This is a genomic window from Endozoicomonas sp. (genome assembly GCF_965196975.1).
In the GTDB taxonomy this organism is placed as follows: Bacteria; Pseudomonadota; Gammaproteobacteria; order Pseudomonadales; family Endozoicomonadaceae; genus Endozoicomonas.
This window is the reverse complement of the sequence record NZ_OZ239981.1, coordinates 326,444-339,380: the sequence shown is the minus strand read 5'-3', so window position 1 is coordinate 339,380 and position 12,937 is coordinate 326,444. Positions and strand designations below refer to the sequence as shown.

Genomic DNA, 12,937 nt, shown 5'->3' with positions numbered 1-12,937 from the left:
ACACAACAAATAACAAAACCACTTGATCTCCCTGTCGTTTTATTTTTATAGTGCCGCTATAAAAATAAAACGACGCAGGAATTATCTTTCATGAAGCATTATGTGATTGCTCTATTATCAACCGCGCTAATGGCAGGCTGCAGCCCCTCCAAAGAGCCTCAGTCTCTGAAAAGCACGTCAATGACGGCTCCGGCATTTATCGGCCAGCCAGCGGAAGCAAAACCTTTTCAGGGAGAGAGCATCAAGCATCCTTTTATGGCTTCCGCAGGAAAAAGCACCATTCATGGTGATGGCTTTAATTCCGACGTTCACCTGATTTCTGGGCCTCTGGGCATTAACCCGCAGATACAAACCCGGGATGGATCCAATATGCCCGGGGGCATGTGTGCAACGGTTACTATTACTACCAAGGATCAACTGATTGCGCTGTGTGCATCCATTGCCGGATTTGAAATCCACATGTTGCAGCCCAGGTCTTTAGAGCTTCTCGCGCGCTACAAATTACCGAACCGCCCCAGCTCATTTCAGGCTCTGGTCAAGCGTGACCCTACGATTGTAATGACCGACACTTCAGGCGGTGCTTACTATTATCTTGATGATCAGGATCGAGTCGTTCTGGCTGATAGCACACAGCGTATTCTCAGACTGGCCAATCGTCAGACTGAAAGCGGTGAGTGGGAGTTCTATCTGGATGGCAGCTGGGATCTCAGCCAGGAAGTACCCAACGACTGCATGAACTGGAATAACTGGTTCCCGGAAGGAGAGTGCGATCCAATTACCGCTGTATTACCTGATCATAAAGGCCTGATATGGTGGGTAACCCGTTATGGACGGGTCGGTACCCTTAACCCGGAGACCGGCAGTGTCAAAAGTACGCAATTCAAGGGTGAAGAGATCCAGAACAGTTTCGCAATGGATGAGAATACTGCCTATATCGTTACGGATCATGCCACTTATGCCATGAATACCGACGCCAAGGGAAAGCCCACTGTCCTCTGGCAGGAAGCATACGACCGTGGATCTGCACGTAAAGTTGGCTCTATCAACCAGGGATCAGGCACTACTCCAACACTGCTGGGGGATCGGTATATCACGGTTACTGACAACGCAGACGAAAGGATCAACCTTCTGGTTTATCGTCGTCAGCCAGACTTTAACGGCCAGCGGTTAATTTGTACGGTTCCCCTGTTTGAAAGCCAGCAGTCCGCCACTGAAAACTCCATGGTAGGCTGGGGCCGCTCAATCATTATCGAAAATAACTTTGGCTACAGCAGTGCCGTTCAACAGAAAGAGTGGGATGTCATTCCCGGTGGTATCACCCGGATTGATATCCGTAAAGATGAGTCGGGATGCGATGTTGTCTGGAACTCATCTGAAAAAGCGCCATCCGTTGTACCAAAGCTCTCTGCCGACAATGGTCTTGTGTATTTTTATACCTTTGAACCGCAGAAAAATGCTGAGGATGTCGCCTGGTATCTGATGGCTCTGGATGCGGAAACCGGTGAGACAATCTTTAAAATTCGCACAGGCGCGGGTATGGAGTTTGACAATAACTGGGCACCTATTACCATCGGCTCCGATGGTACGGCTTATGTCGGTACCATCAAAGGCATCATCGCTATCTGGGATAACCCGACAGCCTTGAGCCAGTCCGCTGAAAGTAAAGACAACCAGGGATAATTAACCATGGGCAGACCCCGCGTGCGAAACCGCATTCTGGACGCCGCCAGAGACCTTCTGGCAACTGAAGGTCTTTCAGGGCTTACAACCAGAGCTGTTGCCTTGCATGCCGGGGTTACTGAGGCCAGTCTGTTTAATAATTTTGGCGATAAAACCGGACTATTACAGGCTCTGATCAATGAAGCCCTGCCGGAGCAAACCGCTCTCACGGAGCGAATAACAGAAGACAATAAGCAAACTGCGTTATGGCTTTATGGTGTTTTTGAGGCTGCCATTTCTTACTTTGAAAAAGTTCTTCCCATTGCAGCATCTTCTCTCAAAGCAGGTCAGACCTCTGTCCCCAGTGATCGGGTAGGAGGATTTTATACACCCAGGAAAATACTTTCCGACCGATTACAAACGTTGAAAGATAGCCAGCGACTTCCTCAACATATTACCCCTGAACTCACAGCCGTCATGCTGATGGGAACTGCCATGCATACTGCAATGACACGACTGTCACTGGGCGACAGTGGACTTTCAAATCACTTCACGCCCCAAAAACTTGCAGAAACCCTGGGTATCGCATAGTCCATAGCAACCATGAGCTTCATAAGAGCTGCGATACAATAAACACTAACCATCATAAACTGTTCACAATTTACCACCAATCTGTTAAATATTATGAACAGGTTGCCTCGTGATAATTAATTTCACTTAATTATCGTAACCAATAATGACGTGCTGGCATAAAAACCACATAGAAGAGCACGCTTAATAATAAAATAAGACAGGTAGTCCCATGCCTAAGAGAATCCCCCTTTTTATCGATGGCGACTTCATCGCCAGTGAAACCTCACAGTTTATTCCTGTCACAAACCCTGCTACTCAGGAACTGCTGGCGGAACTGCCCTATGCCACCGAAGCCGAAATGGAAAAAGCGGTAGAAAGTGCAAAGGCAGCCTTTAAGCAGTGGAGGGACGTCCCTGTATCGGAGCGTGCTCGTCTGATGATGCGCTATGTTGCACTGCTTAAAGAGAACCATGATGCACTGGGAGAACTGGTTTCCCAGGATACGGGCAAAACATTTGCGGATGCCAAGGGCGATGTGTGGCGTGGCATTGAAGTAGTCGAACAGGCAGCCAATATTCCTTCCGCCATGATGGGCGAGACGGTTGAGAACGTTGCCAACAACATCGACACTTACAGTTACACCCAGCCACTGGGTGTTTGTGTTGGTATCAGCCCATTCAACTTTCCGGCAATGATTCCACTGTGGATGTACCCTCTGGCGATTGCAGCAGGCAACACATTTATTCTTAAGCCCTCAGAGCAGGTACCTCTCACGGTAATGCGCCTGATCGAGCTGTTTGTTGAAGCAGGTGCTCCCAAAGGCGTACTGCAAGCCGTTCATGGCGGTAAAGAGCAGGTTGATTATCTCCTGAACCACCCTGAGACCAAGGCAGTGTCGTTTGTAGGCTCCGTACCTGTTGGTAAATACATCTACAAGACAGCCACCGAAAACATGAAGCGTGCCCAGTGTATGGCGGGTGCTAAAAACCATATGGTCATCATGCCTGATGCCGACAAAGACCGTGTATTGAATGGGCTTGTTGGTGCATCTGTCGGGGCTGCCGGCCAACGCTGTATGGCCATCAGTGTGGCGGTATTTGTTGGTGACAGTAAAAACTGGATTAATGAGTTAAAAGACCAGCTGTCCGTCGTTAAACCTGGAGCCTGGGACGATCCCACAGCAGGCTATGGCCCGATCATTTCCAAGGCGGCTAAAGAACGTGTACTGGGATTAATTGCCAAAGGTAAAGAAGAAGGTGCAACCTGCCTTCTGGACGGCAGTGACTGTACTGTTGAAGGACTTCCAGATGGCAACTGGGTTGGGCCCACACTGTTTACCGATGTCACCACCAACATGGCCATTTATCAGGAAGAGATTTTTGGCCCGGTTCTGTGCTGCATCACTGTTGATACATTGGCCGAGGCTATTGAGCTGATCAACGCCAGTCCATACGGCAATGGCACATCAATCTTCACCGGTTCCGGCGCAGCAGCCCGGAAATACCAGCGTGAGATTGAAGTCGGCCAGGTAGGTATTAATATTCCTATCCCTGTACCGCTCCCCTTCTTCTCATTTACCGGCTGGAAAGGTTCATTCATGGGTGATCTGCATGCCTATGGCAAGCAGGCAGTTCGCTTCTATACAGAAACCAAAACCGTCACTTCCCGCTGGAACTATGATGAAGAAGCTTTCCAACAGAGTGATCAGCCAAACCTGACGATCAATCTGAAATAAAAGTTCAAAGGCTGGCTTTTGCCAGCCTTTTCACATCTCACTGCATATGCCTTAACAGAAAATCATTCAGTTCAGCGTACACCTGCCTGGATTCAGGGGTATCCGTAGCATACATATAATCAGCATGGGACATCCCTTCATAAACATTAAGTTCTGCCATAACAGAAGCCTGTCGTAATTTCCGATGCACTCTGACCGTATCACTTAGCAGCAAATCCCGAGTACCGGTAACAAGATAGGTTGGCGGAAAGTTCTCATATTGGCCATATACTGGAGAAATAAAAGGTGTCAGCAGGTTATTAGTGCCGGCGTAAAGCGCTGCAGCTTCCGACAACAGCCCCTTATTTCCCACCAACAGGCGGTCAAGGCCTTCATTGGTATATTGCGTATCCCCGGTTTTTGTCAAGTCAGACCAGGGCGTACCCAGGTACAAGGCACCAGGAAAAGGTACCCCAAGTTCTTTAAATTTCAGCAGGGAGGCAATAGCCAGGTTACCACCGGCAGAAGTACCACCAAGAATCATCGAATGTGCAGGCCTTTCGGTAAGTAATCCACGATAGACTGAGACAACATCATTCAGTGCTGCAGGAAACGGAAACTCTGGAAGCGTTCGATAGTCAATGGATACAACCGGAATCTTCAATCGAGTAGCGATTAACATTGATTCCAGAATGGAGGCATCCCCCCCATTTACTAAAAAAGCGCCACCATGAGCTTCTACAAAAAGGTGGTTCTTATGCCTTTCATCAATCTCATGGGGAACCACATAACGAACGGTTACGCCATTAATTTGTGACAGTGTGACATTCACTGGAAGCACTTTCATCAATTCTCGAGCCTTGGCCATACGCAGAGTGTTAGCGCTGTCCTTTTTGTCTCTCCATTCCATCATGGTTTCCGGCTTGAACTGGCTGGCTGCTTTTACATCTGGCTGCACTTTACCCGTGATATAGTCACGCAACCCGGTACTGATATCCTCAGGTACGGGAACCGGTCGTTCAGCAATGTGCCAGATAACTTTTCCAACACCTTGTGCATTCTCTTGTTTGGTTACAGGGTGCTCTCTCTGAATGATTGAAACAATAGTGCTCTATTTTCACAGCTACTATGGGAACACCACTCATAATAGTTAACTGTCATGCCCGCTTCTGTTATTTCCAGCTCTACCAAAAGCATCGTTTTGCAAATTGAAGTTTCTATAGATTCAGGCAACATGCTGAATCTTGAAGATAGTTTACAGCGTGCACTCAATGAAGCCGGGCAGCTTGGAACAAAAGAGTTATTGGGGCTATTTGAATCACCCAATAAAGAACCTATCGTCGTTAATCAGCAGAAGTGGAACTACAAAGGAAAGGTTCTTAAGCACTATGAAACCTTATACGGTCGTATACCTTTGGAGCGCTCCGTATATCAGGGTGTCAGAGGTGGCAGTACTCTGGCAGCACTTGATCTTCGTGCCGGTATTATTGGTTCAGCTACCCCCAAATTTGCCAAGTCTATCGCCTGGAAATACAGCCAGATGCCAGCGCCTGCGGTAAAAGAAGATTTTGAGACCAACCATCAAAGGACGCTTTCAAATTCTTATATCAAGCATTTATCGGACAGAGTAGGTGCATTAATTGAAGACCAGCAAGACACTCACTACCACCTTCCTCCACTAAAAGAGCCTGTTGAAACAATAGCCATTGGTCTGGATGGAACCTGCATGCTGCTTTGTGAAGAAGGCTGGAGGGAAGCCATGTGTGGGACATTGAGCCTATATTCTGCAGATGGAGACAGGCTCCACACGATATATACAGCCAGTTCGCCAGAGTATGGTAAACAAAGCTTTATGAGCAAGCTCGACGAGGAGATTGCAGATCTAAAACGACTCTACCCAAATGCCACATACATCGGGGTAGCTGACGGGGCTAGAGAAAACTGGAGTTATTTGAAACAACATACCTCTGGGCAGATACTCGATTTTTATCATGCATCTGAATATTTAGCTGGAGCAGCGGAAGCACTGTTTCCAACCAGTAAGGCGAAGCGACACCAGTGGCTTGAAGACAGGCTACATAGTTTGAAAAACAAGCGTGGAGCAGCCAAAAAAATCCTTCAGGAAATTGAATCAGCCGAGCTCCCGAAAAAGACAATCGCACTGACAGAGAAGCGCTACAAAGCTGTGAGCTATTTTACAAACAATCACCAGTTAATGAATTATCATCAGGCGCTTAAACGCCATTGGCCAATAGGTTCAGGAGTTACTGAAGCGGCTTGTAAGACTCTGGTAAAGCAACGATTATGTGGTTCTGGAATGAGGTGGAAAGCAACAGGAGCGGAAGTGCTTTTGACAACAAGAGCACTGATCCAGAGTAAGGGGCGCTGGGAACAACTTTGGTCTGAGTTCATGACTGGAAAGGTTGAAGCTAACCTATGAGTCAGTTATCAAATTGAGAGAGCACCCTGGTTACACAACCAGAGATTATTAACGAGCACAGAATTATTTTTCCAAAAAACAGTTTCTTATTCATGATATTCATTAAAAAATCAAATTCTGAGGGTAGAACTTAATAGAGGATTCATGAAATCAATATGAGGAATACCCATATAGCACGAGGAAATAAATATACTTTTATTTGACACCCAAAGATTTCAAACCTATTTAAAGGTAACCATCAAAATAACAGCTTAATTCACTCCCCCTGGCCATTAGCTTTAACTCATTCACAAGAAAAGAGATCCTGTCATGGTTAGAAGAATTAATACCAACGCAATAATCTATTCTATTTTCAGCCTATGTCTTATCATTTCTTCAGAAGTACTAGCCAAGGATTTTGACTGTATTGAGTTTCTTCGTTATCCACTATGGCAGCAACGAGAACAGCTCACTGTAGCAAGAGATCAATTTATTGAATATTTCAATAGAAGCGAAAATCACGGTTTTTCTATTTCAGATTTAGCCAATCTCCTCAAGAAAAAAGACTTTGATCCGGAAATAGGAAACGGTGTATATCTAACAAACTTACCTGATTTTATTCTTGACACCCGGAAACACATTGATGATGACTTTCTTAAAGCTCTGACAATGAAAATAAACGCACTGGAAGAAGTTGGAAAGTGTTTCCATTATCAGGTACAGGAAACCTCAACTGATCCCCTAATGGCATTAAAACTCTATACTCCTGATCAAGATTCTGCTTTCGATCCTGATACTAAACTCTATATGGGCTACACAACAGTATCTGTATTGAACGGAATAGCTGTAAAACAGGCAAGATTTACAGCTCCTGAAGAGTGTGATGCATATCAGTGCACATTTACAAATGTGCCCTTAGCAAAAGCCAAAAAGTCATTAGAGACAAACTCTGTAATCAGGCTGATTCACAATCCCAAAGAGTTAGAAAAAGTTGTTCATGACACCCCAGAGCAACCTGACGAAAAACTTCTACCATCACAAACATGGTTAACCGAAGTGACTCTCTATAAAACAGGTGAAATTTTTACCCGTCCAGAAATCTATGTGACTATTGCCTACTATTCGGGAGAAGAACTAATCCATAAGAATGTCAAACCTCTTCCCTGGGTCCTTAAAAAGGGACTAAATACAGGATATTCATTGCTTCTGGATTGGCCAGCTGGAAGTGACAAAGCAAAACTGGCAATAATGGAAAGTGATATGGATATTCCATATAGATCAGTATTCAATATTATTCTTGATATTTTTCAAAACTTCATCAGTGATTCCTCAGTATCATCGGGTATAGACTCGATTTCCGAACGACTGGAAAAAAGGCCTCAACTTGGAAAAAGCTGGGGTGATGATGACTTTATTGGCAAAGCCACTATTTATAGGAGAGCCAAGACTACTGAAGTGATAACCTACGAAGAGACTGCAATATTAAAACTTCAACACAAGTATAATTGACTCTAGCATTTTCATTTTCAATGGGATTAACAGCCTCACCATCCACAACAACTGTTGTGGATGGTTTAAACGTTTCAGGGGAAAACACGTTTTACACATGAATTCATTTCATCCCCCACTTTGAAGCAAGCTGAAGAAAATTTGCCATAATGGGGCCTGACTGGTTAAAAGGCACAACGGCTGCCGGATGGAACTGTGTCGAGTAGACTGGGCGATTCACATTATGCATGGCTTGAATATAGGAAGATCTGGCCATCACAGCGAAGTCCTGATGTTCTTTGATAAACTCATCACTTACCGACCAGCTGTGTATCTCAACCGCCTGAAAGGGATTGGGGACATTGTCAAAAATTGGGTCGCTGGTGAACGGCGGCTGAATGGTCACTTTATCAACTGGTAGTCCCTGGTTCTTTCTGAAAATTGTGTCATCAAACCATTCCATCCAATGGGCAAATGAAATGCCGTAAGCCATGGCAAAAAATTCATTGCCTGCGCACATCCCCATCATGGGAATATCGCGGACTTCCCTCATCACTTCATATTCACCATAGTATTCAAACATAGGCAGATACTGCCAGTCGGCATTATTACCACTGAACATGATGGCCATGGGTTTATGCTTCAGTTTTTTCAATACATCCAGTGAAAATTCGTAGTGTGGTATCAGTACCGTTTTAAATCCTTTACTCTCTACAAAGTCCGCCAGCTGAGTATAAGTAAAGCCATTCATCTGATTACCCACCAGAAGTACATATTTTCCTTCCGGTACCTCTGGTACAGATGGGCTGCCTTTGGTGTAAGGGATGATGGTATTGATCTGAGCCTGCAGAGCATTCTGCTTATTGATCAGCAAACGGAAATAGCGGGCAGTGACCGGTTTAAAATCAATGATATTACGATAGGTATCATTGCCCACTACTTTGGCATCTCTGATATCTTTCCAGCTGACTCGATCATCACTGTATTGCCACTGGAAATCCACCAGCCACCCGGCAGCAGGCGTTACACTTCGGGTTGACAGTATCCAGAAACGACTGAGCTCTGTCTTTTTTCCAAGATCCAACACCACCCAGCTATTCTTTTCACCCATTCCCTGGGGTGAATTATTCCAGAAAGTCAGCTGTCCCTGGTCATCCCAGTCAATGATGTTTTTCGGGTTCTCTCCAGAAGACACTTCTATTGATTTGACCGGCACTCTTAGCAATCCACTGAAGGTTCTGGATCCCTGGTAGTCCATAACAAAACGACTGACCGCCCATGGACTGACAGCTTTTTTATTAAGGGTACGAACCCGCCAGTAATAACGACCATCTCTCAATTTATTTTCCGGCTTAACACGCACCTGAGCAAAATACGAGTTCAACTGTTTGATATTTTTATAGTGGGCAACCACATTCCTGAACGTCTCATCACTGGCAATTTGCAGTTCATATTGCCACTTGGGGTCATGACCACTGACAGAGAACGTCATCACCGGCCTTGGGTTAGTTAATACCATGTCCCACTGCGGGTTATTGTTTTGCCTGGGTGATGGCAGTTCGCTGATGGATAGCGCAATTACAGGCATGAGCAGTAGCCAAAGTGCAAGAAAAGGACGCAGAAGAAGCATAATGGGACTCTTGGGAAAGGAAGCATGAAGGAATGCAGAGAGAAGGGATGATCATTTCGGTCTGAAATCAGATAGAAGTTAGCATATATTGCTGCGCCCACAAGTTCAGGTTTCGCAACGGCAAGCCGCTGCTTTTTATTCGACATCACTGTGCTGTTTTGCCAGGTGCCTGAACCGCGTACCTAGCGATTTAGCCGATGTTATCCAGACGACAAAGAAACCCAGAACAATAACGGCAACATAAGGTGTGATGGCGGAAAGAGAGCCAAAGATAACCAGCAAGACCTGTTGAATCAGCGAGCCGGTAGACTTCCCCAAAGGATTACCAATAACGTCTACGGCTGCCTTGCCCTTCACTTTCTTCTCAGGGTCCAGAGGGATATAACTCATCTCTTTGGTGGGATCGAATAACGAGTACTTAGTGGACTTACTGAGTATATTCTGCAACGCACCCAGAATAACCGTCATCATTAAGGGCGACATTCCCAGGATAAACCAGCCATTGGGTACGCTATCCCGGAGTAGAACGAAACTGAAAAAAAGACAGCCGGTACTTAATAGAACAACTGGTGTGCAGAGTGCTGCCACAGTCCAGCCAAATCGCCGAATGACATTATTGGTAACAAATAGCATCATGAAGATGGTAAAAATTCCGGTGCAGGTAGAGAACAACCCCATGAACTGGTTGTACTCGTTGGGTGATGGGTATTGCATACGCAACTGATTCTTCCAGGTCACCTCCACCATGTTGATACAAACCCCATAACAAATGACAAGCATGGCAATACAGAGTAAGTATCTTGAACTAATAATCAGTTGCAGGCTGTCTTTTATAGAAAGACTTAGCTTATCCTGCTTGGATTCAGCCGTGTTATCAGGGTGATAAAGTTTTGGATCAGTGACCACAAAACGGTTAATCCACCAGTACACCAGCATAATCAACAGACCTGCAACGGTGATCACTCCGGTCATGATGTTGAGAGAGTAACCCCAGGTATCAATACCTTCAGGCAACGTTTCCCGGGCCTGAGAGGCGTAATAAACAAAAAAACCGGCTGTTGGTAATGCCAGGTTTCCCATCATCCCAAAGAGTGCATAAAACCGTTTTGACTCGGATACCTGGGTAATATGATTGGCAAAACCCCAGAATAGCAGTGAGAGACAAACACTTCCCCAAAGCTCAGACATTACATAGAAAAGAGAAAACGTCCAGTTCCGCAGGACGGCGATCAATCCTTTTAACCCCATAGGGAGAACAGCTTCCAGATAGTCAGCAAGCTGGTCTGCATGCAAAACATCCCGACAGGGATACAAAACAAGGGAAAATAGACAGAAAAAAAGGATGAACCCTGAAATGATAAAATAAAAAAGCACATTCCGACGAAGAACGTTGCTAAGTTTTGCGTAGGACAGGGTAAAAAGGATGGCAAAAGGGACATTCACCCATAACTTCAGAAACGGGATAATTTCTGCCCCTGAACCATGACCGGTTATCACTAGTGTATCTTTGGTATCCCTGAGAATGGTGTAAACAAACAAAACCAGATAAAACATCAGGATCATGGGAATCACCTTTTTCAACTCATAGCCATGAACAGGCCAGAGTCTGGCTCTCCATACACTGAACTGATGATTTTCCTGCATGGGCACCCCATTGGGACGAGTGATTCACGATAATGCTTATAGATAGCCAGTAAACCGCTAAAGTTCCATGAGGGAGAACTACGGACAGCTTTACGTTTACGTAAAGGGAATCTATACTCAAGTCATAATAAGAAAACGAAGCGTCTACAAACGCGCTTTAAATAAAGAGCACAGAACAATGTCCGAGACCACGTTCACAATTTCAGAACTCGCCCGGGAGTTCGACCTCACCCCCAGGGCGATACGCTTTTATGAAGATCAGGGGCTGCTCAGTCCCAGCCGCAATGGCCTGCAGCGCATATACAGCAAGAAGGACCGTGTTCACCTTAAGCTCATTGTCCGGGGCAAGCGTCTTGGCTTAAGCCTCGCTGAATCCAGAGACCTGATTGAGCTGTATGACCCAACTTCCCGAAATAAAAAGCAGCTCCAGGCAATGCTCGATGCCATTGACACGTCCAGTATGCGTCTTGAGCAACAGCTCAAGGACATTCAAATGATGCGGGATGAACTTATCGAGGCCAGAACCCGCTGCCTTAAAGCCTTGCAGGAAAACGAGAGTTAAACCGTCTCTTCGTTACATAAAACTCATACAGTAATAAGAATAAAAAAGTGAGGAAGCACCAATGAGTCAATACTCAGAGCTGAATTTCAACCTTGGAGAGACCAACGACATGCTCAGAGAGCAGGTCAGGCAATTTGCTGAAAAAGAGATTGCGCCAAGGGCAATGGAGATCGACCAGACTAACCAGTTCCCTATGGATCTCTGGCAGAAAATGGGTGATATGGGCTTGTTGGGTATCACTGTATCTGAACAGTACGGTGGCTCAGAAATGGGATACCTCGCCCATGTCATCGCCATGGAAGAAATCAGCAGAGCTTCTGCCTCCGTTGGGCTCAGCTATGGTGCCCATTCCAACCTTTGTGTAAACCAGATTTTCCGGATAGGCACCGATGCTCAGAAGGAAAAATACCTGTCCGACCTTATCAGTGGTCAGGCCGTTGGCGCACTGGCGATGAGTGAACCGGGAGCGGGCTCGGATGTGGTCAGCATGAAGCTTAAAGCCGAAAAGAAAGGCGATCGCTATATCCTGAACGGAAACAAAATGTGGATCACAAATGGCCCTGATGCATCCACCTACGTTATCTATGCCAAGACGGAGCCTGAAAAAAAATCCCGCGGCATAACCGCATTTATTGTTGAAAGGGATTTCCCGGGATTCTCCAGAGCTCAAAAGCTGGACAAACTGGGAATGCGGGGTTCAAACACCTGCGAATTGGTCTTTGAGGACTGTGAAGTACCAGCAGAGAACATTCTGGGCAACCTGAATGGCGGTGTTGAAGTTCTGATGAGTGGACTGGACTATGAGCGGGTGGTTCTGTCAGGAGGCCCTACCGGCATCATGCAGGCCTGCCTGGATGTGGTTCTGCCCTACATTCACGACCGTAAGCAGTTTGGTCAGTCCATCGGTGAGTTTCAGCTGATTCAGGGGAAAGTTGCCGACATGTACACCCAGATGAATGCCTGCAAAGCCTACCTCTATGCCGTTGCAGCAGCCTGTGACCGTGGAGAAACAACCCGAAAGGATGCAGCAGGCGTCATCCTCTACTGCGCCGAAAGAGCGACGGCTCTGGCACTGGATGCCATTCAGATACTCGGTGGCAATGGCTATATCAATGACTACCCAACCGGACGTCTGCTAAGAGACGCAAAACTGTATGAGATTGGTGCCGGCACGTCTGAAATCCGTCGTATGCTGATCGGTCGTGAGCTGTTTCAGGAAACAGGACATTAAACCAAGGGGAGCTGGTC

General features: G+C 46.1%; 10 protein-coding genes. 7 read left to right on the top strand and 3 right to left on the bottom strand.

The window, feature by feature from the left end:
- Window positions 1–90 precede the first annotated feature (90 nt).
- From ACOCLE_RS01645 to ACOCLE_RS01635, 3 genes are all read left to right on the top strand, one after another.
- Complete coding sequence (locus ACOCLE_RS01645) at window positions 91–1,680, top strand: hypothetical protein (RefSeq protein ID WP_419535242.1); 1,590 nt, start codon at window positions 91–93, stop codon at window positions 1,678–1,680.
- A gap of 6 nt (window positions 1,681–1,686) precedes the next feature.
- Window positions 1,687–2,250: a TetR/AcrR family transcriptional regulator gene (locus ACOCLE_RS01640; RefSeq protein WP_419535241.1), complete on the top strand. Its 564-nt coding sequence runs from the start codon at window positions 1,687–1,689 to the stop codon at window positions 2,248–2,250.
- A gap of 211 nt (window positions 2,251–2,461) precedes the next feature.
- Window positions 2,462–3,967, top strand: a complete 1,506-nt coding sequence (locus tag ACOCLE_RS01635) for a CoA-acylating methylmalonate-semialdehyde dehydrogenase (RefSeq protein ID WP_419535240.1) — start codon at window positions 2,462–2,464, stop codon at window positions 3,965–3,967.
- 37 nt (window positions 3,968–4,004) lie between these two features.
- Here ACOCLE_RS01635 and ACOCLE_RS01630 read toward each other — a convergent pair whose 3' ends face one another.
- The gene (locus ACOCLE_RS01630; RefSeq protein ID WP_419535239.1) at window positions 4,005–4,928 is read right to left on the bottom strand and encodes an alpha/beta hydrolase fold domain-containing protein; all 924 of its coding nucleotides are present in this window, start codon (window positions 4,926–4,928) and stop codon (window positions 4,005–4,007) included.
- 177 nt (window positions 4,929–5,105) lie between these two features.
- On the opposite strand from ACOCLE_RS01630, the gene ACOCLE_RS01625 reads away from it, so the two are divergent.
- A complete protein-coding gene (locus tag ACOCLE_RS01625) occupies window positions 5,106–6,386 on the top strand; it encodes an ISKra4 family transposase (protein WP_419532972.1) in 1,281 nt (426 codons plus the stop codon).
- 309 nt (window positions 6,387–6,695) lie between these two features.
- The gene (locus tag ACOCLE_RS01620; protein ID WP_419535238.1) at window positions 6,696–7,874 is read left to right on the top strand and encodes a hypothetical protein; all 1,179 of its coding nucleotides are present in this window, start codon (window positions 6,696–6,698) and stop codon (window positions 7,872–7,874) included.
- Between the two features lie 103 nt (window positions 7,875–7,977).
- On the opposite strand, the gene ACOCLE_RS01615 is transcribed toward ACOCLE_RS01620, so the two are convergent.
- Complete coding sequence (locus ACOCLE_RS01615) at window positions 7,978–9,483, bottom strand: discoidin domain-containing protein (protein ID WP_419535237.1); 1,506 nt, start codon at window positions 9,481–9,483, stop codon at window positions 7,978–7,980.
- A 135-nt stretch (window positions 9,484–9,618) separates the two neighbouring features.
- A complete protein-coding gene (locus ACOCLE_RS01610) occupies window positions 9,619–11,127 on the bottom strand; it encodes an NTP/NDP exchange transporter (RefSeq protein WP_419535236.1) in 1,509 nt (502 codons plus the stop codon).
- Between the two features lie 178 nt (window positions 11,128–11,305).
- Between ACOCLE_RS01610 and ACOCLE_RS01605 the strand changes: the two genes are divergently transcribed.
- Window positions 11,306–11,689: a MerR family transcriptional regulator gene (locus tag ACOCLE_RS01605; protein ID WP_066016497.1), complete on the top strand. Its 384-nt coding sequence runs from the start codon at window positions 11,306–11,308 to the stop codon at window positions 11,687–11,689.
- 61 nt (window positions 11,690–11,750) lie between these two features.
- Window positions 11,751–12,920 carry an isovaleryl-CoA dehydrogenase gene (locus ACOCLE_RS01600; protein ID WP_419535235.1) on the top strand — a complete coding sequence of 390 codons (1,170 nt, stop codon included), beginning with the start codon at window positions 11,751–11,753 and terminating at the stop codon, window positions 12,918–12,920.
- The last annotated feature ends 17 nt before the right edge of the window (window positions 12,921–12,937 follow it).